This window comes from Eudoraea sp. (assembly GCF_049669105.1).
Lineage (GTDB): Bacteria > Bacteroidota > Bacteroidia > Flavobacteriales > Flavobacteriaceae > Eudoraea.
This window is the reverse complement of sequence record NZ_JBATKE010000019.1, coordinates 1-20,868: the sequence shown is the minus strand read 5'-3', so window position 1 is coordinate 20,868 and position 20,868 is coordinate 1. Positions and strand designations below refer to the sequence as shown.

Here is a 20,868-nt window from a genome sequence, read left to right as displayed (position 1 = left end):
TTAAATGATTGATGTTTCAAATTTATTCTGTTCTTAAAGCATCTATTGGCTTTACTTTTATAGCACTTTGAGCGGGAATAAAACCCGCAAGTAATCCTGACAATACCAGAATGAATAGTGCCACGGTAACTACACCTAAGCTCACACTGGGATTCAAAAACATATCCACAGGGCCGTTAGCATCTAATAAGGCATTAACCCCATATATAAATAGTGCTCCAATGATAATTCCCGCCATACCGGATATAATTGTAAGAAAAATTGATTCTAAAAGAATCTGCTTTTTAATAGACCAGGGATCTTCACCTAATGCCCTGCGTATTCCTATTTCCTTGGTCCTCTCCTTAACTACAATCAGCATAATATTGCTCACTCCGATTATTCCGGATAATAAGACTAAAATTCCTACGAAATAGGCGATAAAACTCATTGCTCCAAATAAGCTTTCCACTCTGTTATACTGTTCATAGAGATCAAAATAACCAACTGCCCTTGTGTCTTCAGGATGTATTTTGTGTTTGGTTTTCATTAAATTAACAATATCTTCCTTTATACTGGAAATAGAGGTCCCATCATTGGCTGTAATAGCCATCCAGCCTACGTCATTGCCCATATTAAATGCCTGCGAAAAAGAAGTAAAGGGTACATATATTTCTTTTTGGGCCTCTTCCCCATTTCCATCATTACTCTTCTTCTTATAGGTGCCTACTACCATAAAATTTACCCCCTGAATCTTTATATAGCTACCTATTACTGTCTCTCCCTTATCATATAGCTCATTTCTTACTCCGGCGCCAATAATTGCTATTTTCCGTTTTTCCAGAATATCATTCTGATTTATAAAACGTCCTTCTGTAATGGACATGGGATCCTGGTTAATTATCTCAGGATAGTCGCCATATATGTTATATGCCCCGGTATTTAGTCCTCTAACAACATTATTATCATTCCCAAAGCCCCCTAATTGATTTCTGGGTGATATAAACCGTAGGTTGGGTATATTATCACTTATGCTCTTTACATCCTCTACCTTAAATCGAAATCTTCTTCCAATAGGTAAACCCATATGCGCTTTGGTTGTGCTGCGCGTCCACATAAACATAGTATTTGTTGCAATATCTCCAAAATCTGCTTTTATCCCATTTTCAAGGCCCTTTCCTGCAGAAAGTAAGATAATTAATATGAGTATGCCCCAGAAAACACCAAAAGCGGTAAGCAAGGTTCTGAACCAATTAGTGGTCAGTACTTCTAAAATCTCTTTCCATCGATCTCTGTTAAACATATTCTCATTAAATTATTCGTCTCTTAAGGCTTCGATAGTATGAATACTTGCCGCCCTCCATGCAGGGAAAAAACCTGCAACCGTTCCGGCAAAAATCAGAACGAAAACAGTAGAAATGGCCACATTAAAATTAACTGAAGGGTTTAGGATGTAATCCACTTCTATATACGGTCCAACTATTTCCAGAAGCCCCATGCTAAAAATAAGTCCTGCAAAACCGGAAATGGCTGTTATAAAAATAGATTCATGCAAAATCATTCCTACAATCGACCATGGTTTTGCACCCAAGGCTTTTCGAATTCCTATTTCTCTTGTTCTTTCCTTAACAACAATGAGCATAATGTTGCTTACACCTACAACCCCGGCAATAATTGTACAGATCCCTACAAACCAGAAAAAGAACTTAATATTTCCTGTGAGACTATAATAACGCTTCGCTTCTTCCAATGCACTCCATACCTGTATTGCACCTGTATCTTCTGGTGATACTGTATGTGCCTTCTGAAGGTGTGTCCGCAAATTTTCCTTAAAAGCTATTGCCTGAACCACAGCCTCGTCAAAGTTTTCGACCATTGGCATTGTATAGCTCATATTATTAATCCGGTCTCCCCCATTAAATACTCTCTGTGCCGTAGTTATGGGGATATATATACGCTCTTCTTCACGATCTTCCCTCTCGGAATAGATCCCAACAATTTTAAATAATACACCAGATATATTTATGTACTCACCCAAAGGGGTTTCAACGTCCTTAAATACATCGTGCTTAATTTTATTTCCTATAATGGCGACCTTAGCCGTATTTACTTCATCCTGGTAATTTAAAAATCTCCCTTCAGACATTTTTGCATTTTCAATAAACTGAAAATCGTAGGAAACGCCCTGTATTCCATAAACCAAGGCCTCTTTTCCGTAATTTACCGTGACATTCCGTACAAATACCCTGGGCGATTTGTATTCAATTTCATCTCCAAACAAAGCCAGGGAAGATGTATAATTTTCATTTTTCAGTTGGATACTCCTACCCGGATTAAGTCCTTTAAATTCTTTAGACGTAACTCCTGGCCAAACCCATACACTGGTAGCAGAATCTTCTTCAAATTCATGGGCAATACCGTTGCGCATACCCTGACCAAAGCCCAACAAAATTACAAGTATAAAAATTCCAGAGGCCACAGAAAGTCCAGTAAGGAAGGTCCGTAATTTGTTTTTACGGATTGTATCAAAAATTTCCTGCCATCTTTCGAGATCGAACATGGAGTTGGATGATTAACGATTGATGTTATAACTACTACTAAATAAGACTTCCAGAAACCGGAATTGTTACAGTAGGATTTGTAAAATAGTGTTAAAGTTGCACCTTTAATCTTAGGACCTCATTTTCCTGTAAACAAAGTAAAAAAGAACACCTAACAGAATGTACGGAAGTGCCATTAAATATACAATCCCATTATTAATTCCTTCAGCCATAGAATTGTCGTCCTGACTTTCAAGAACTGCCCTGCACATTGCACATTGAGCTGAAGATAGCCTTGGTAGTACAAAGAATAAAACTACGAGTATAAAGCCTTTAACTTTCAATCTATAATATTATTAGAATAGGTATTCATAAAATACAAACTTTTAATATTCATAATATGGTGAAATCATTAAATAAACAATAACTCCTGTTACGGCCACATATAACCAGACAGGGAATGTAATTCTGGCAAGTTGACGGTGGCGTTCAAAATCTTTTAAGTACGCTCGGGCATAAGTCTTAAGAACAAGCGGTATAATAACAATAGATAAAATTATATGCGAAACAAGTATAAAATAGTAAACATACCTCATTACACCTACTCCTTCATATGATGTGGAATCTGCGGTCATATGATAAGCAATATACATGAGTAAGAAGAGCAAAGACAGGATAATACAAGCACTCATAACATTCTGATGCAAAACTCTTTTACCATTCTTAATAGCCCAAACAGCATAAATAAGTAAGACTGCTGTAAGTCCATTAATCGAAGCGTAAATAGGCGGCAGAAATCCTAAAGGTTCAGAATTTGGAATTTTTACGCCAAATAAAACCGCTACTACCAAAGGAACCAAAACAGATATTACAGTAATTATCCTGTTAAACTTCCGCTCCCTTATTGTTTTGTTTGCATTATTCACTTAGAAGTTTTTTTATGTCTTCCTTTAAAATACTAATCTCTTCTTTTTCTCCCTCATTATTTTCTCCCTGAGATTCGCTTATTGTTCCCCGGTAATAAATAATTGGGTTTCCAAAATCATCAGTTCTTGAGCGGAGATATCCATTTTTATCAACCAGTGCAAATAAGCCAGAATGTTCAAATCCGCCGGGGACTCCTGCATTTTCCGCGGCAAAAATATTAAAACCAATATTTGCAAGGTCATAGATTTCTTGTCGGTCCCCTGTCATTAGATGCCAATCCATATCATTTATACCATATTTTTCAGCATACTCTTTCAACACCCTTGGTGTATCGTATTCCGGGTTAATTGTAAATGAGGCTACACCAAAATCATCAAAATCCCTGAATTCTTCCTGAATTTCAACCAGATTAGTATTCATAACAGGACAAATTGAAGGACATGTTGTGAAGAAAAACTCAACTATATACACCTTTCCTTCGTAGTCTTTTTGTGAAATTAACAGACTATCCTGATTTAGAAATGCAAAAGCCGGAACCTTTCTTTTCTCATTATTCAAATAGATAAAACCAAGTGTTTCATCATTGTCGGCAAGATTCATGCGATCATGTTGCGTGATGGTCCCTGTCTTTATGCGTTCAATGATTTTAGGAATAAAAATGATACCAAAAACCAGGACAACAAGTGAGACCCAGACATATGTATATTTATTTTTCATTAGTTTGTTCTATCTGCATTGTTCTTCTTAAGGGCCAAACGGTATTCCGCTAAAATGATTTTGACGTCGTCCTCCATTTTGTTATTAAGCTCTGCAACGGAAGTGGCCTTAAAGCCATATTTGGTAGCCTCCTCTTCATCGTCTGTTCTGCCCCTGAGATTTTTCTTCTTGTCAATTATAAAAACATAATGGGTTCCTAAGTTTTCATCAAGACTAAGATTTGTCTTTAGTGAATTGAAAACCGCCCTGATTTCTTCATTTGTAATAAATACAAATTTCCAGTTTTTAATATCAGCTAAATTTCCAAGTTCCAACTTTAATTCCTCAATCTTATCCTCAGTTCCTATAGGCATAAGCATTACCATTTGAAAATCATTAAACTCATAGAACGGCTTGTAGATTTTTTGATTCAGATTAAATGCGTTGCCCTTTTTAAGTTCTACATTATTTCCCAAAAAACCCAAAATAGTAATCTTATCCTCGAAGGTAACTTCATCTGTATTTTGAGGAATATCTAGTACTCCCTCTGTTAGTATAGGGAGTTTTCCAAAATTGTTTACCCCTGAGGCAAAAAATAAATAGGCAACCAGTGGCAAGATAAAAAGTACCACTAAGACGAATGTCTTTTTCATTGGTCATTGTTTAGACATTACAAAAATAAAAAAGACGGCTGTTATACCGTCTTTATGTGCTGTTAATTCCTTGTTAGAAATTCCAAGTTACATAGCCATCTTTAAAGACATTATAAATATAATCTGCTTCGAACAAGAGTATAAAAATAAGGTAGGCTACTAAAAAAATTGGTGTCCATACAATAGCCCTTCGCAAGGAACTTTTCTCATCACGCAAATGCATAAAATCCCATGCAATATAGTAAGCCTTCACCAGGGTTAGGATTATAAAAATCCAGTTAAGCAGTTTCATCCCCAAAAAAGTATTAGCTACCAGAATATGCGGTTTCGATATCCCTAGCGCTACTTCTATTCCGGTAACAATGGTCAGGAAAATCAATACACCCCAAATTTTTTGAGTGTTGGATTTAAATTTTATCAGTCCTCTAAAAATCTCCAGCTTGTGCGCGTGTGCCATTTTAAATAGTATTATATTAAATATGATATTCTTTTAGTACTTCTTTTTTATTAAACCAGATAGAAAAAGGTGAAAACAAATACCCAGACCAAATCTACAAAATGCCAATAAAGCCCGACTTTTTCAACCATTTCATAGTGACCTCTTCTCTCATAGGTACCCAGGATAATATTAAAGAAAATTATGATATTGATAATTACACCTGAAAATACGTGGAACCCGTGAAAGCCTGTAATAAAGAAAAAGAAATCAGCAAAAAGTCGACTCCCATATTCGTTCCTTATTAAATTGGCTCCTTCAACCACTAATTTTGCATCCTTGATTTTTGTCAATGATTCTTCCCTGGTCAAAAGTGTTTTTTCTCCTTCAGCATCTATGGTTTCCGTTCTGATCAGGATGTTGGGATTCGATTTTAATCCTTCTACAACTTCATTTAAACTATAAGAGGGAAGTGCTTCACCCTTGTAAAACCATACTCCATTTCTACTTTCGTGATCAACACGTTCAGATGGCAATGTCTTTGCAAAATCCGATAGCGCAGCTCTTTCACCGGAGTCTGCCTTTACAAACTGCAAAATTCTTCCACCTCTTGTTTCTAACGCGCCATAATCACCCTTTATAAATGTAGCCCATTCCCATGCCTGAGAGCCCACAAAGATAGCTCCTCCGATAATGGTAAGGAACATATATATAATGGCCTTATTCTTCATCATCTTGTGACCAGCATCAACTGCAAGTACCATAGTTACCGATGACATAATTAAGATAAATGTCATAAATGCAACATAGTACATTGGGAAATTTCCATGAAAAAATGGAACGTGAGTAAATACCTCATCGGCTATTGGCCAAGTTTCTATAAACTTAAATCTAGAAAAACCATAAGAGGCTAAAAATCCTGAAAACGTCAAAGCATCGGAAACTATAAAGAACCACATCATTAGCTTTCCATAACTTGCTCCTAAAGGTCGGTTTCCGCCTCCCCAAACGCTTTCTTCTGTACTCGTTGTTACCGTAGAATCCATAAACAAATATATCGTGTTATAAGAATAATGGCAAATTTACATTTTTTTCAACTATAGAAAAGCCCAATTATGATACAAATCAAATTTTGTATTAATTTATTATCCAAAGAAATAAAAAAACAGTATCAGATAGACCCATAACAGATCTAAAAAATGCCAAAAAGTCGCCCCCAGTTCAACTCCTAACATGTTCGTATTGGAGTAATTATTCTTAATGTTATTATACAATACTACCAAAAGTGAAATTAGTCCTGCAATGACATGAACAATGTGCACGGTTGCAATTAAAAAAATGTAGGACATTGTAATATTGCTGGTAGGACCAGTAAAATAGTAACCCTGGTTAATCAGCTGTGAAAATCCAGAGAACTGAATAAAAATAAATGCAATACCCAGTAATAGTGTAAGCAGCAACCATTTGGTACCCAGGCTTGCATTATTTGATTTAATCGCTTTACTTGCCAGGATATAAGTGCCACTACTTAGTATGATAATCAGAGTACTATACAAAAATGCCGATGGCAGTTCAAAGTCTTTAAGCCAATCTGGACGAGAACTACTTACAATATATGCGCTGGTCCATCCTGCAAATCCCATAAGCAAACTTGCTATTCCAAACCACAGCATCATTTTCTTCGCCCTGGCATTCTTTTCTTTACTTGTCCCTTGTGTAAGATCCATATGAATTATAAAAATTTATCAATAACATAAACCAATTGCATAAGAGTGATATAGCTTACACTTATTAACATGAGTTTCCTGGCCGATTTATTATCTCTTTTTTCAAATAATCTAAAGCCAAAAAACAACATTACTAGTCCCATAATAAGGATTATCACAGCAGCCGGAATAGATAAATGTAATCTCCCGGTTATTCCAAAAGCCGGAATTACGGAGATAATTATCATCCAAATTGTATACATTATTATCTGAATTGCGGTGCCCTTATCCTTTTTCCCGGTAGGCAACATTTTAAATCCTCCTTTTTGATAATCTTCATCCAGCATCCAGGCTAACGCCCAAAAGTGAGGGAACTGCCAAAAAAATTGGATCATGAAAAGTGTTCCCGGTTCTATTCCGAAATTATTCGTGGCAGCAACCCAGCCGAGCATAAACGGAATTGCTCCCGGAATTGCGCCAACAAAAACTGATAGCGGAGTTTTTGTTTTCAAAGGAGTATAAACACTCGTATATAGGAATATGGAAATAGCCCCAAACATAGCCGTTTTAGGGTTGAGGATATACAGGCTAACCACGCCTAAAATTGTCATAATTATAGCCAGGGTCATGGCTTTATTGCTAGACATTCTACCCGCCGGAATGGGCCTGTTCCTTGTTCTGTTCATCAAAGCATCAAGGTCTTTTTCAATAACCTGATTAAATGCATTTGACGCACCTACCATGCAGTAACCTCCAAATGCCAACAGAAGAAGTGACAAGGGATTTACCTCATAGGCCCCTAAAAGATAGCCGGCCAAAGATGAAAAGACAACGCTAAGTGCGAGTCTCGATTTGGTAATCTCCTTAAAATCAGCAAAAGTCAATACGCTTTTTGTATTGTTTGCCGTTCCAACGACCGTCTTCATTTGAAATCCTTAATCTATAGAATGCGAAGTAAAATATTCGCTTTTATGAGGTGGCAAAGATAAGGCCCATTACATTTTCCTGCAACGAAATACGTTTGTTTATGCTATCTTTAAAGTATACACCAATAAATATAGGAATCTATGAATATTTATAAAACTAAAGTTATGTTTCTGGCCTTTATCTCAACCATTTGCATTTCGTTATTGTCTGCGCAAGACCAGGAAGTGGTTATTGGCATTGATAAGCTTTCGGATGAAGTTTATATGCTTACAGGGCAAGGTGGTAACATAGGTGTCTACATCGGTCATAAGAATGTCTTTATGATCGATGACCAATTTGATCGGTTAAGCGAGAAAATAAAAAAAGCTATTGAATCGCTTACCAATAAACCCATTGCATTTCTCTTTAACACACATATGCACGGTGACCATACCGGAGGAAACGCGAATTTCAATAATGACCTTACCACACTTGTAGCACACGACAATGTTCGGAAACGGGTTATGGCCAATCAGCAAAAAGAATTAGATGATAAAAAAATCACCAAAGAGTATTACAATAAAATGCTGCCCGAAGTTACCTTTTCGGAGGATATTACATTTCATGACGGAGAAGAAACGATCATGGCTTTTCATGTTCATAATGCCCACACAGATGGTGATGCCATGGTCTATTTTGTTAATAATGACGTTATACATATGGGTGACACTTATTTTGCCGGGAGGTATCCCTATATTGATTTGAATAGTGGTGGTAGTTTACAGGGTTTTATTGATGCTCATAAAAAAGTGCTAATGGTAATAGGTGAAGAGACAAAAATTATTCCTGGTCATGGCGGGCCTTCCACAAAAAAAGAACTGGAAATTTATGTTGCCATGTTAGAAGGTGTAAAGACTAGTATTCTGGCCGCTATTGAAGCAGGAAAAACCCTTGAAGAAGTAAAAACCGACACCAGCATTAGTGCGGCCTATGATAACACTCATGGTAATGGCTTTATTAAACCAGAAGCCATGCGCGAGACCTTCTATAAAAGTTTAAAGAGCGAATAATTTGGTACAGAAAAAAACCCTGCCGTTGTCTGGTCAGGGTTTAAAAATATTTATAGTTTTTGATCTTATTGTAATTTAAAGGTAATTGGAATACTAAAAGGCACCCTAACCGCTCTTCCTCTCTGCTTGCCAGGAGTCATTCTGGGAAGTTTTTCAATAATTCGCAATGCTTCTGCTTCCAGATTTTTATCCGGACCTCTGTATCTAATATTTCCAATGCTTCCATCTTTCTGAATAGTAAACATAACATTTACTCTTCCCTGAACACCCATTTCCTGAGCAATTTCTGGATAACGGAAGTTTTTACGGATATGTTTTTGCATCATTTCATTAAAACATGCTCTTTTATCGCTGGCTCCTTCACAACCAGGAAATACAGGCACATCTTCAATTACCGCAAATGGAACATCTACGTCTTCTTCCATTTCGTCAACATCAACATCCTCAACTTCAATAACCGCTTCTTCCTGACTAGTCTCTGTTGATTCAATAACAGTCTCTTCTACTTCTTCCTCATCCTCTACGACTTCAATTACTTCAGGAGCAGCTGGTGGCGGAGGTGGTGGAGGTGTTTTGATCTGTTCTGTCATGGGAACTTCCTCATCCAAATTATCCTCAACATTTAAAGAAATGTCATATTCACTGGATTTATCGTAAGTTTTCCACTCAAATGCACCCCAAACAATTAACATAACAAAGGCCAAACCTAAAACAAAATAGAGTCCACTATTGTTTCTTAAATCGGCTTTTGGATTCTTTTTTAGTTCCATCTTCTAAAATTTTAATATTCGCTAATTTAACTATTAATTTGATTAAAAAGCAATTAATCTTTCCATTTTAACTGCGTTTTACCCGAAAAAAGTATAATTATAAAACCTGCACCAAAAAAAGCACCAAGGCTATTCGCCAGAACATCATATAATTCTCCACTTCTGTTCTCGGTAAATGTATCTTGAATTACTTCAATAATTATACCATAAATAATAACGCTCAGCCCAGAAATTATAATAGCCCGGGTTAGATTAAATTGTCCCTTTGTGCGTTCTCTAATTAACAGTATTCCCAGCGTTGCAGCAACAAAATAGAAAAAGAAATGAATCAATTTATCCAGGTGAGGGATGTTTATCCCCTCCGTGTCTATGTCTTCAAATGAGGATAGGCTAAGGATAGTAATAATTAAAATCCAGCAGATAAAGCCAATAGTAAACCCATAACGTTTAAACACCAATAAGCTCCTTATAACCTGCTTCACTCATAAGACTGTCGATCTCCGAGGCATCATTTATTCTTACTTTAATCATCCAGCCATCACCATAGGGATCTGAATTTACTTTCTCCGGTTCATCCTCCAGCAATTCGTTAAATTCAATGATCTCCCCGCTTAGTGGCAGAAAAAGATCAGAAACTGTCTTTACGGCCTCGACAGTACCAAAAACTTCATCCTTCTCTAAAGTTTCATCCAGTGTCTCTACTTCAACATATACTATATCACCAAGTTCCCCCTGTGCAAAATCTGTAATGCCAACGGTAGCGATATCCCCATCAATCCTTATCCATTCGTGATCTTTGGTATATTTTAATTCGGATGGTATATTCATTTTAATTCATTTTGTTATGCCCGCAAATGTAGTAGATAATCTGTTGGTTTTCAAAAAAAATAGACAGGATAAGAGGCTAAATCCTAAATTGCGCGGATAACATATAAAAACAATATCCTAAATAAATATTGTAAGGACGTTTATTCTAATAAACGCCTAAAAAGTCTTTAGTTTCCGAAATTATATCGAATTGTAAACCCAGTATTGATCGTAGTTTGAGGAAATGCGGTAGAAACAGCGAACTTCGAGAATGAATAATCAAAGAAGAATAAAGCGTTCAGGTTTTTACTTAAGGCATAGTCTGCTGTAAATTTAGTAGACAATAAATTCTGCCCAGCAGTTATCTGATTGTTATCCAAGCTGAGATTTCTAATAATGGTAAGATTATCTCTTAGAGTAAAATCTGCCTTAAGGTTTAAATCGCCTTTTAATCTTTGCTTCTGCCCTCCAATATTTGTTACAAATTTTACATCCTTAAAACGATAACCCAGCCCCAGCGTATAATCCTGGCCATTAATCTCTGTAAGTAAGTTATTGTCGAAGCTAAAAGAATACGCCCTGTCCGTACCTATTTCTGCCAAAATACTCAGCGAACTTTGCATTTCAAAATCCACTCTAATTAAAGGATTAAACTGGTCTGTAAGGACCACATTATTAATAATATTCTCCGGAAGATAATCCTGTGTTTCCGGATTAATTGGCGGAAGATTATCATTGACAAGCTGAGATCTTTCCAGATTAGTTTGAAAAGTATTTATACTGTAGGCAGATCGGTAACCGTGGCTCAATGAAAAACGTTTGAACATCTTTTTAAAGGATTTAATCCGCATTAACCCGGTATATTTAATATTCCAATTTGGTACGGGAATATCTCTAAAAGCATCTAAATTAACCCTATTTACATCCTGACCGGTGTAGGCTGCAAAGAAAGCCGGTAAAATTACGTCCTGACTTGTTGGGCCATATCTTAAAGGATATCCATTCTCATCCAGGCCTTCATCCGGACTCGACCTGTCTGAGAATAACCTTTCTGATACAACAAGCCTGTTATTTTTGAAAGTTTCAAAATTCTTTGATTCAAATTCATCACTTTTACTAAATGATGTACCAATCATTATTGTGGATATACTGAAGTTTCCAAAAGTGTTAGGTGTTTGCGGGATATACTCTCCCGCGTCGATCTCATAATTCTCCTGTAAACTGCTGGAAAATTGCCTGTCTGCCAATAAATCAATAGTCAAATCCCGAACAGGTTGCGCCGTAGCGGTAATGTTCAGCTGTTTGTTTGTACGCTTTATAAATTGTTCGTTAAATTCATTATAAGGGGTAAGCCAGCCATTACGTGCTGCTTCAAAACGCACATCTTTCTGGCTTCCGAAGACAAAACCTAAAGTTGGCCTTGTGGTTCCAATAAATCCGATAGACTGTGTATATCCGGGTAAAACCGTACCGTTATTCTCTCTGTAATTGACGTTAATTCGTTTTACCATTGTTACTATATCAATAACCGTGTTGAATCCGGCACTACTCTTCTTTTTGGGCTTTTTCTCCCCGGCAGCAGGATTTCCGGCTTTATCCCGGCGAACAGGAGTATCCCCAACCTCTCCTTTGCCGCTCCTCCTTTTAAGACCTATTTGATCATAAAGACGTTGCATGCTCAGTGCAGTGGTAATCGTATGTGTATTGGCATTTTGAATAGTGTTAATAACAGCATTGGGATCTCCAAGGGCTTCCTGTACCACTTCATTTAGAGCGTCGCCACCTCGTTGCCAATCAAAATTACTGGTGTAAGTATATTGCGCATTGATAAAGTCCAGGATAGGTATCTTGTTTAGTGGAATATCATAATTTAACTGAAACTGCTGGGCATGCCTGTTGGGTTCTCCGATATCAAAGAAGCCATTCCAAATATTCAGGTCCTGGTTAATATCTGAATCAGGGTTGCCATCCTCTTCAAAATAGTTTCGTACAATATTATTGTTGGAGGCCGTGATATTCAGGCGCAGTGATTTGGATAAACTATAATTAAGCGCATATTGCCAATTAAAAAGATAGTTTCTTTGCTGGAGCAATGGTAATGCAAGTTTTTCTACACCAGCTTCCAGTACATCTCTAAAACGTTGCTGGTTAAATTGACGATTGTAATCTGACTGAACTGAAAAACTGGTCGGCAACAGATTAAAATTTATGTCTTTCAACCATTTTAAGTAGCTCCCTGTAAATAAGGAATCCTTTTTTTCAAAAGGTGCGACCGAAACAGGGTTAAAATTATGGTTGTAAACAAAACCTGTCTTTACATTCTGATCCTTTAAACTCGCAACTTCAAAATCCCTGTGATCCGTCTGGTTATAAGAATAATTAAAAGTAAAATTTTCAATATCATAAATATGGGGTTTAGCTTCAGGACCCCTATTTTTTCGTACACCGATAAAGTTTATACTTGTTCTCTTTGTATAGTCTTCTGACTGCTCTCTAATTTCGTCCTGTTCGGCCTGCGTAGCGGCCGCATCTATCCTGTCCTCAAGTTTTAAATCGTCATACACAGGATCAAATTCGGGTGTTATTAATTGCTCTGAAATTCCATAATTAAAAGGAATTTGAACATTCCATTTTTTAGGTAGAAGTTGTCCGACAGATACATTCGTGACTACGTCGTAGGCTACTGCGTCCTCTCTGGAACGTTCATTTGGCCTTTGATCTACTGAACCAAATCCCGGAGTGCTTTTACCTCCAGTGGCAGTGACATTAGCAAAATCAGCTAAGTTGGCATCAACGGCGGCAAGTGCTGCCCAACCCCCATTATTATCCAAACCTGCCATACGTAATTCGTTAAACCAAACTTCGCCGCGAGCGGGCAGATTATCAATATTTTTAACCCCCAACATAGCACTTCGCAGCGTCCCTATAGAAGGGTTTCCTCTGATTCCAATTCGGATCTGCCCCAATACCCTGGGAGCAAATTCATCAACCGAAACAACTTCCCCATCAATTATTTCATAAAAACTAATTTCATTTAGGGTTTGGTCAGCAATACCTTGTGATTTAACTTTCGTGAGGTCGCTCAGAGCAATATCCAATTCATTTATTTCCGGCCAAATTTCTTCCGGAGTTGCAGAGCCAAAAGGAGTGAACTTTAAAGGGACTTCTATCTGATAAAAATTTTCAGAGAAATCTGTGCCTATCCTTAGAAATGCGACCAAGGGTACATCATCATCCAGATAATCAGAATTTACAATCTTTTCAGCATGTAAAAACATTTTTAACTTCTTGTATTGTCGGATATCAATATTTACATTTTTAAAGACACCTCGGGAGTCCTGAGGCTCAAGATTCTCAACTTTGAATGATAACGACTGTTCATTCTGACGAATGATAGTGTTATTATTATTTAATTGTTCTCTTAGCACTCCCGGAGGTAAAACATAAGGAATAGGCGTTCTGGAATTATTCTCTTCTATGTTTACAGTATTGACATCAACTATAGTCGCATCATCCGTTGGATCATCGTTATTTGATGACAGGGATTTTAAATAATTTCTCCAATCGATACGTACAAGATCCAGGGTAGCAAATCGCAAAACCACATCATCTGTAAAGCCCGTAAGATACATCCGCATAAAACTAATAGATCTAAAATCTGTTACTCCTCCTACTGCATCCGTAAAATCACTTAATGGAATTTTGTACTGAATCCATCTGCGGTTTAGTGTAGTTCCATTTGGCAACTCTGGCGTTGTTCCTTCACTGATATCGGTAACATAGAGATCGTTAATAGTGGTGTTAGGTTTAATAGGAATACGATACTCAAAATAGCTGTTAATAGTATTCATTGTAAGGTCACGGTTAACGTCTTCCACGTCGGGCAAAGTTGTGGAGCCCCGATCGGTATTTGTTACAGTAACAGGTGAATTTCCCTGTGGATTATTAAAGTCAAGGTAACGTTCTAAAATGCCCCCATCTCTGTTCAAATAGTATTGGAAGTTATCGAGAGCCGGATCTTCAGCGGGACCATTGTACCCCTGTGCAGCTTCCAGACTATCATCAAGGCCATCAAAACCAATATCCTGCAGAGAACGGTTAGTTTCGCTGGCATCAAAAGCATAAACAAGAGATTGGGTAGCCGGAACAACGCCCCAATCGGTTGCTGTGGTTAGATCATTGCTGTTTAGTCCCGGTAAACCGTTTTCATATTGTTTTCTTCCATCATCCAGAATGTCCTCAGAGATATTTCCTAAATTGATAACCAATTCACCCGGACCGGTAGCGATACCATCTACATATGGATCCATAACCCAGAACTGTACAAACTCAACATTTGATTGCTCAAAATTTGTACTGCTCAAAGAACGCATCATTCCGGCCCATTTTTGATTTGGCTGGAGGCCGTCAAAGGTTGAACTTGCATTATAAGGTCCTTTTTCGCCCGGATAATAGGCCATATCGAAAGTATTCTGAACGGTAGTTTGTCCCTGGGCGATATCTACCTGTGGAAATACTTCATCTATAAAAACTCTACGGGTCTCATTTGTAGATATATCATTATCATTAATACCAGAAGGACGTTGGTTCGTATAAAAAATTGGGTCTATCGTATACCAGGCCATTTTTGCTCTTTCAAAACCTGTTTCCAAATCCTGCTCACCATCAATTCTAAACTCCTCTGGCGTACTGGCCAATGACCAGCCTAAGGAAGAACGGATATCTATTAGGGCCTGCGCACCTTCAAAATCATCTAAATAAGTTGTAGTTTCTCCCTGAAAGTCTGCATTTTTAGGAGAGTTAGGGTTGAGGTATGCGGCTTCAGCACGAACAGATACATTTGAGGCAACATCTGTATCTATATTAGGCAATTTATTTACCAACCTGGTTAAAAAAGGAACTTCGGTCGAAAAATTAGCATTAAGACCAAAGATGCTATTGTTTACCGGTTCCACTCCATAATTGGACTTTTGGGTAAGAGGCCTTTCATTTAAGTTTTGAAAAGTTCCGCCTAAAATAAAATTCTTGGTGAATTGATGTTCAATATTAAAACCAGTAAATCTCCTGGTTTGCTGGCCAAAAATCGCATTGTTCTCTACAGAGATATTTATTGGTGTATTTGAAGCTTGCAAACTGGGATCTAATATCTGAACTGTTCCTGCCTGATAATTTACCGTATAATCTATTCCTTCCTGCAATTGGCGGCCACCTGCAGTTACTCGTACAGATCCTCTGGGAACATTAAAGGCACCTATAGGGATACCACTTGATCCTTCAGATTTATAACGCCCCTTTAGCTTAAATCTGTTTTTCTCAGCATCTTGTAAAGATGCCGCTTTAGTTAGGGCATACATATTTCTGAAAACATATTTTTGTTGGTTTTCATTATATCCCTGATCATTATCAACATCATAAGTACCACCTCCTAATACATCAAACAGAAACTCCCCAAAAGGTTCAACTTTTGTGAAAAGTAATAGGCCGTTTTGAGTGTTGACGGTAATCCCGGGAACAAAATCGAAGAAACCATCTCCACCACTCTGAACGTCATTAAAAGTATTAAGGCGATCCAGATTAAAAACATCCAGTAGAATCCTATCCTGCAAAGCACCATCAGGAGAATTTTCATCGGGCCATCCGGAACCCGGACCTTCAACCACCGGTAAAATATAATTTCTTGGGGTTGGATCTGAATATAAGATATTGAACCTAAAATCATCCTGACTTAATTGAAAAGCACCCGTGGCATATATGTTTTTCATCATCAGATCCCAGATAGGGTCATTCACATTGGTAATATTACTTTTTAGCAATTTCAGAACAAGTGTATTGTTATTAATTTGCGGAACTTCGACACCTGGGGTAACCGTTGTAGCATCTATTCCACCATTCGCAAATTCACCAACCTGAAATATTTCGCCATTGTAGGTATACTGAAAGGCTACAGCGAGTACTTCATCATTGCTTAAGCGTTGGTTCAAAGAAATATATCCCAATTGAGAATCAAACTGGAAGTCTCTTCCCGTTTCAAGTTTTCTGGCGTTTTCCAAAATAGCATAGTCAAATCCCTGATTTACCTGATATCCGGTATTTATGTCAAAACCATCATCTACCGTAGCAATATCCCTTATGTTCGAGTTTAGCACCCCACCATTATCAATTAACAGCGGATCGTAGTCATTCGCATTATTTCTGGGTAAATCCTGGTTGGAAGCTGAGGTATTAAAAAACCCTGCCGGTTCACCATTTGCCAATCCAATCCTTGTTTTTTCCTTAAGAGCCTCTCCTAAATCCTGAATGGCTACTATGTTTCTTACATTAAGTGTTTGCTGACCCCTGTTTGTGACCCAAACTTCAAGTCGTGTAATTTGAACCTGACTTTTGATAAAAGGATAATTGGTTAAAGCCCCATCATACTGATCCCTAAAATATTGAGCTAAAAAAAAGTGCTTATCCTCATCGTAATCCAGGGCAGACAATTCAAAATCATTCAAGGTGCCGCCACCCTGAGCTACTACTGAACTATTTTGAGATTGCTGCTCAGAGAAAACCGCAGTTACGCTAGTCCTTCCAAACTGCAATTGAGTTTTTACACCAAAAAGGCTTTGTGCTCCTCTAATCAGAGAGCTGTTTAGAGGGAAACTTACATTACCAACCTCTATTTTTCTTATAATATCGTCTTCTGTCGGTGTGTAATCTAATTTTATTAAATTCTGAAAGTCGAAAGTAGCTTCAGTATCGTAGTTAGCAGTTACCTGCAGCCGTTCACCAATTTTTCCCAGCAAGCTTAAACTAATACGCTGGTCAAAATCAAATGAGAGATTGGTACGGTTTCTTGGAGAAAGTGCCGGATTATCATTTTTTTGCCAAATTACACCAAGGTCCATGGCAACAGATCCCTGAGGTATTACTTCGATAGTATTTCCCCCAAATATGGTTTCAAAAAATCCGCTATTCACATAGAAATTAGGAAGCAGGTTTTTTCGAGCTTCTTCGGAACCTGCTTTTTTTCCTGTGAAGGCATCTATTTTCTCCTTAAAATAGGACTTCATGTTTTCTTGTTGTACCAGATCCAAATACTGTTCAGGCGTAAGTATAATGGGATAGCTAATATCAAAATCTCCCACCATTTCAGAATAGATATATCTGTCAAGCTTGGGATCATAAGTATATTTGGAAACAATGCTATTTGGGTTCTCCAGTAAAATTCTCCCCAAAGCAAATCCTGTCTGAACAGAATCTATCTGTACAGAATCGGTTTCCTGTTCATTAGTTTCCTGGGCCTGTATTGTATTTATAACTCCAAGAAAAATGAAGGAAAGTAAAAAAAGCTTAAATGAATATGATTTAAGAATTGATTTTGCCCCTGTTTTCAAACTTATTTACAAATTTTTAAGCGCTTGTTTTATAATGTCCTCTACGCTTAGAGTGGGGTCCTGGGATAAAACCTTGTCTACAGCCTTTTCTGACTGCCTTCGGGCAAACCCGAGAACCTCTAAAGCAGATAACGCTTCTTCTTTATTTGTATTGTTTAAATTTGGTGAAACTTCGTCAATATTATAGATTTTTAAAACCTTGTCTTTTAGGTCTAAAATAACGCGTTGAGCTGTTTTTGCACCTATACCCTTGATCGCCTGAATTGTAGGAACATCCCCACAGGCAATTGCATTTTTAATCTGTAAGGGTGTAAGCGAAGAAAGCATGGTTCTTGCAATATTTGATCCGATTCCTGAAACAGACAGTAATAATCTGAATATTTCTCTTTCAGAGTTTTCTGCAAACCCATAAAGGGTATGCGAATCTTCCTTTACCTGTAAGTGGGTGTAAAGTTGAATATTTTCAGAATCTGTGATTTTTGAAAAAGTATGAAGTGAAATATTTACGAAATAACCAACTCCGGCACATTCTATTACTACGTAAGTGGGATTCTTTTCTACAAGCCTGCCTTTTAAATGGGTAATCATTCGTACTTTATTTGTTGATGAAATGGTTTATTAATCCGTCTCGTTACTTAATCCCATTTTAACTTTCCGCCTTTTCTCGCGCTCCTGAGCATCTATAACTGCCACGGCAGTCATATTTACCATCTCCTCAACACTGGCCCCCAATTGCAAAACGTGAACTGCTTTTCTTAGGCCCAGCATAATTGGACCAATTGAATCTGCAGCATGAAGTTCTTTAAGCAGTTTATAAGTAATATTTGCAGATTCAAGATTGGGGAAAATTAATGTATTCACTTTTTTACCTCCCAGCAAGGAAAAAGGGAACTGACTTTTTCGAAGTTTTTTGCTGAGCGCAAAATCAGTTTGTATTTCGCCATCCACTATTAATTGTGGACTTCTTGAGTGTAAAATCTTAACCGCTTCCCTTACCTTAATTGCATGTGGATGGTTGGAAGAACCAAAATTAGAATACGATAGCAATGCCAAAACAGGATCAAAACCAAAGGCCATACCCAGATTGGCTGTCATCTGAGTTATCTCTGCCAATTCTTCTGCAGTGGGATCAATATTTATTGAGGTATCTGCAAGAATTAAAGGACCTCTTTGGGTAATCATAATATGGGCAGTTGCCGCCCTTGAAACATTATTTGCTTTTCCTATGACTTCAAAAATTGGCTTCACCACATTGGCATATGCCCTTGAATGCCCTGAAATCATTCCATCTGCATCTCCTTCCAGGACCATCATTGCTCCATAATAATTACGCTCCCTCATTTTAGTGCTCGCACCATATAAGGTTACTCCGTTCCTTTTTCTTGCTTCGAAAAACTTAGCTGCGTAACTTTTTCTTTTCGCTTCAGAAGATTCGTCCTTAGGATCAATAATTAGAACATCTGCATCAAACTCTAATTCATTTTTCAATTCCAGGATGACCTCTTTGTTTCCCAATAAGATAGGGATAGCTATACCATCTTCATGGGCAATTTGAGCAGTTTTCAACACATCAATATGATTCGCTTCGGCAAAAACAATCCTTTTTGGATTACTCTTGGCTCTACTCATCAATAGGCGCATCACCTTATTATCATCTCCGGATCGTTTAAGAAGTTCTTCCCTATACCTGTTCCAGTCTTCTATCGGGGCCTTGGCAACGCCACTCTCCATGGCTGCTTTTGCTACCGCCGGTGGTATTTCGGCTATAAGTCTTGGATCAAATGGTTTTGGAATTATATAGTCCTTTCCAAAGGTTAACCTGGTTTCGCCATACGCAATATTCACCTGTTCGGGAACTGGTTGCTTGGTCAATTCAGACAATGCCCTTACGGCAGCCATTTTCATGGCTTCGTTAATTTTAGTCGCTCTAACATCGAGTGCCCCTCGAAATATAAAAGGAAAACCCAGCACATTATTTACCTGATTGGGGTGATCAGATCTTCCGGTAGCCATAATAACATCATCTCTGGTGCTGCAGGCCAATTCATATTTTATCTCAGGATCAGGATTTGCCATAGCAAAGACTATTGGGTCTTTTGCCATAGATTTAAGCATTGCCGGAGTCAGGATATCGGCAATTGAAAGGCCGATAAATACGTCTGCATCAATTATGGCTTCCTCCAAAGTGTTTATCTTCCGCTTTGTGGCAAACTCGAGTTTTTCTTTGGAAAGATTCTCTGCATCCTGGCGAATTACACCTTTGCTATCTAACATTACGATATTCTCTGATACAGCTCCAAAGGCTTTATAAAGTCTTGTACATGAAACCGCTGCAGCCCCTGCACCACTAACAACGATTTTTACTTTTTCAATTTTTTTCTTTGCTATCTCCAGGGCATTTAACAATGCCGCTGACGATATTATTGCCGTTCCGTGCTGATCGTCATGCATCACCGGTATATCAAGCTCTTCCTTTAATCTCCTTTCAATTTCAAAAGCTTCAGGAGCTTTAATATCCTCCAGATTTATCCCTCCAAAAGTAGGCGCAATGATCTTTACGGTTTCTATAAACTTTTCTACATCTTTTGTATCAAGTTCTATATCCATACCATCTATGTCTGCAAAAATTTTAAAAAGTAAACTCTTGCCTTCCATTACAGGCTTGGAAGCCTCCGGACCAATATCTCCAAGTCCCAAAACAGCAGTGCCGTTAGTAATAATGGCAACAAGATTTCCCTTGGCTGTGTATTTATACACATTCTCCTTGTCCTTTGCTATCTCCAGGCAGGGTACAGCAACACCGGGAGAATAAGCAAGCGCCAGATCACGCTGAGTAGCATAGGGTTTAGTCGGAACAATTTTAATTTTACCCGGTGTAGGTTTGGCATGATAGATCAGTGCTTCTCTTCTTTTTTTCTCGTCGGCCATGGATACATTTTGAATCTCAAATTTAAGAGTATTTCTTGGGATACGAACATATCTTTGAATACAATTAAAATTAC

The 20,868-nt window shown here is 37.8% G+C and carries 17 protein-coding genes; 1 reads left to right on the top strand and 16 read right to left on the bottom strand.

The genetic code is table 11. From position 1 onward, the window contains the following. Positions 1-22: 22 nt before the first annotated feature. From WBM60_RS01315 to cyoE, 10 genes are all read right to left on the bottom strand, one after another. On the bottom strand, positions 23-1,282 hold the full coding sequence (locus WBM60_RS01315) for an ABC transporter permease (protein WP_424276335.1): 1,260 nt from the start codon (positions 1,280-1,282) through the stop codon (positions 23-25). Positions 1,283-1,294: 12 nt separating this feature from the next. Then, positions 1,295-2,539, bottom strand: a complete 1,245-nt coding sequence (locus tag WBM60_RS01310; protein WP_424282662.1) for an ABC transporter permease — start codon at positions 2,537-2,539, stop codon at positions 1,295-1,297. A gap of 111 nt (positions 2,540-2,650) precedes the next feature. Beyond that, the gene (locus WBM60_RS01305; RefSeq protein WP_424259592.1) at positions 2,651-2,863 is read right to left on the bottom strand and encodes a hypothetical protein; all 213 of its coding nucleotides are present in this window, start codon (positions 2,861-2,863) and stop codon (positions 2,651-2,653) included. 42 nt (positions 2,864-2,905) lie between these two features. Then, positions 2,906-3,445 (bottom strand): DUF420 domain-containing protein, encoded by a 540-nt coding sequence (locus tag WBM60_RS01300; protein ID WP_424259593.1) that lies wholly within the window; start codon positions 3,443-3,445, stop codon positions 2,906-2,908. Then, on the bottom strand, positions 3,438-4,163 hold the full coding sequence (locus WBM60_RS01295) for an SCO family protein (protein ID WP_424282661.1): 726 nt from the start codon (positions 4,161-4,163) through the stop codon (positions 3,438-3,440). Before WBM60_RS01295 ends, WBM60_RS01300 begins: the two co-directional genes overlap by 8 nt. Then, on the bottom strand, positions 4,163-4,795 hold the full coding sequence (locus tag WBM60_RS01290) for a hypothetical protein (RefSeq protein WP_424282660.1): 633 nt from the start codon (positions 4,793-4,795) through the stop codon (positions 4,163-4,165). The genes WBM60_RS01295 and WBM60_RS01290 overlap by 1 nt, the downstream gene beginning before the upstream one ends. Positions 4,796-4,868: 73 nt before the next feature. Beyond that, positions 4,869-5,252, bottom strand: coding sequence for a cytochrome C oxidase subunit IV family protein (locus WBM60_RS01285; RefSeq protein WP_424259596.1), 384 nt, complete (start codon positions 5,250-5,252; stop codon positions 4,869-4,871). A 50-nt stretch (positions 5,253-5,302) separates the two neighbouring features. After that, a complete protein-coding gene (locus WBM60_RS01280; protein ID WP_424259597.1) occupies positions 5,303-6,277 on the bottom strand; it encodes a cytochrome c oxidase subunit 3 in 975 nt (324 codons plus the stop codon). A 99-nt stretch (positions 6,278-6,376) separates the two neighbouring features. Further along, a complete protein-coding gene (locus WBM60_RS01275; protein WP_424259598.1) occupies positions 6,377-6,958 on the bottom strand; it encodes a cytochrome c oxidase subunit 3 in 582 nt (193 codons plus the stop codon). A 5-nt stretch (positions 6,959-6,963) separates the two neighbouring features. Then, positions 6,964-7,863 carry a heme o synthase gene (gene cyoE / locus WBM60_RS01270; RefSeq protein ID WP_424259599.1) on the bottom strand — a complete coding sequence of 300 codons (900 nt, stop codon included), beginning with the start codon at positions 7,861-7,863 and terminating at the stop codon, positions 6,964-6,966. Positions 7,864-8,004: 141 nt separating this feature from the next. Here cyoE and WBM60_RS01265 point away from each other — a divergent pair, with 141 nt between their 5' ends. Then, positions 8,005-8,913, top strand: coding sequence for an MBL fold metallo-hydrolase (locus WBM60_RS01265; protein ID WP_424259600.1), 909 nt, complete (start codon positions 8,005-8,007; stop codon positions 8,911-8,913). A gap of 65 nt (positions 8,914-8,978) precedes the next feature. On the opposite strand, the gene WBM60_RS01260 is transcribed toward WBM60_RS01265, so the two are convergent. The 6 genes from WBM60_RS01260 to WBM60_RS01235 all read right to left on the bottom strand — a co-directional run bounded on the left by WBM60_RS01260 (position 8,979) and on the right by WBM60_RS01235 (position 20,794). Continuing rightward, the gene (locus tag WBM60_RS01260) at positions 8,979-9,683 is read right to left on the bottom strand and encodes an energy transducer TonB (RefSeq protein ID WP_424259601.1); all 705 of its coding nucleotides are present in this window, start codon (positions 9,681-9,683) and stop codon (positions 8,979-8,981) included. Positions 9,684-9,736: 53 nt separating this feature from the next. After that, on the bottom strand, positions 9,737-10,165 hold the full coding sequence (locus WBM60_RS01255) for a VanZ family protein (protein WP_424259602.1): 429 nt from the start codon (positions 10,163-10,165) through the stop codon (positions 9,737-9,739). Beyond that, the gene (gene gcvH / locus WBM60_RS01250) at positions 10,131-10,511 is read right to left on the bottom strand and encodes a glycine cleavage system protein GcvH (protein ID WP_424259603.1); all 381 of its coding nucleotides are present in this window, start codon (positions 10,509-10,511) and stop codon (positions 10,131-10,133) included. Before gcvH ends, WBM60_RS01255 begins: the two co-directional genes overlap by 35 nt. A 167-nt stretch (positions 10,512-10,678) precedes the next feature. Further along, complete coding sequence (gene sprA, locus WBM60_RS01245; protein WP_424276333.1) at positions 10,679-17,866, bottom strand: cell surface protein SprA; 7,188 nt, start codon at positions 17,864-17,866, stop codon at positions 10,679-10,681. Between the two features lie 6 nt (positions 17,867-17,872). Further along, positions 17,873-18,454, bottom strand: coding sequence for a Holliday junction branch migration protein RuvA (ruvA, locus tag WBM60_RS01240; RefSeq protein ID WP_424259605.1), 582 nt, complete (start codon positions 18,452-18,454; stop codon positions 17,873-17,875). A 30-nt stretch (positions 18,455-18,484) separates the two neighbouring features. After that, complete coding sequence (locus tag WBM60_RS01235; RefSeq protein WP_424278520.1) at positions 18,485-20,794, bottom strand: NADP-dependent malic enzyme; 2,310 nt, start codon at positions 20,792-20,794, stop codon at positions 18,485-18,487. Between the last annotated feature and the right edge of the window lie 74 nt (positions 20,795-20,868).

Excerpts from the sequence above, each read along its gene's own strand:
- WBM60_RS01315 (WP_424276335.1), bottom strand. The coding sequence starts at position 1,282 with ATGTTTAACAGAGATCGATGGAAAGAGATTTTAGAAGTACTGACCACT.
- WBM60_RS01310 (WP_424282662.1), bottom strand. The coding sequence starts at position 2,539 with ATGTTCGATCTCGAAAGATGGCAGGAAATTTTTGATACAATCCGTAAA.
- WBM60_RS01295 (WP_424282661.1), bottom strand. The coding sequence starts at position 4,163 with ATGAAAAATAAATATACATATGTCTGGGTCTCACTTGTTGTCCTGGTT.
- WBM60_RS01290 (WP_424282660.1), bottom strand. The coding sequence starts at position 4,795 with ATGAAAAAGACATTCGTCTTAGTGGTACTTTTTATCTTGCCACTGGTT.
- WBM60_RS01285 (WP_424259596.1), bottom strand. The coding sequence starts at position 5,252 with ATGGCACACGCGCACAAGCTGGAGATTTTTAGAGGACTGATAAAATTT.
- WBM60_RS01280 (WP_424259597.1), bottom strand. The coding sequence starts at position 6,277 with ATGGATTCTACGGTAACAACGAGTACAGAAGAAAGCGTTTGGGGAGGC.
- WBM60_RS01275 (WP_424259598.1), bottom strand. The coding sequence starts at position 6,958 with ATGGATCTTACACAAGGGACAAGTAAAGAAAAGAATGCCAGGGCGAAG.
- cyoE (WP_424259599.1), bottom strand. The coding sequence starts at position 7,863 with ATGAAGACGGTCGTTGGAACGGCAAACAATACAAAAAGCGTATTGACT.
- WBM60_RS01265 (WP_424259600.1), top strand. The coding sequence starts at position 8,005 with ATGAATATTTATAAAACTAAAGTTATGTTTCTGGCCTTTATCTCAACC.
- WBM60_RS01260 (WP_424259601.1), bottom strand. The coding sequence starts at position 9,683 with ATGGAACTAAAAAAGAATCCAAAAGCCGATTTAAGAAACAATAGTGGA.
- gcvH (WP_424259603.1), bottom strand. The coding sequence starts at position 10,511 with ATGAATATACCATCCGAATTAAAATATACCAAAGATCACGAATGGATA.
- ruvA (WP_424259605.1), bottom strand. The coding sequence starts at position 18,454 with ATGATTACCCATTTAAAAGGCAGGCTTGTAGAAAAGAATCCCACTTAC.
- WBM60_RS01235 (WP_424278520.1), bottom strand. The coding sequence starts at position 20,794 with ATGGCCGACGAGAAAAAAAGAAGAGAAGCACTGATCTATCATGCCAAA.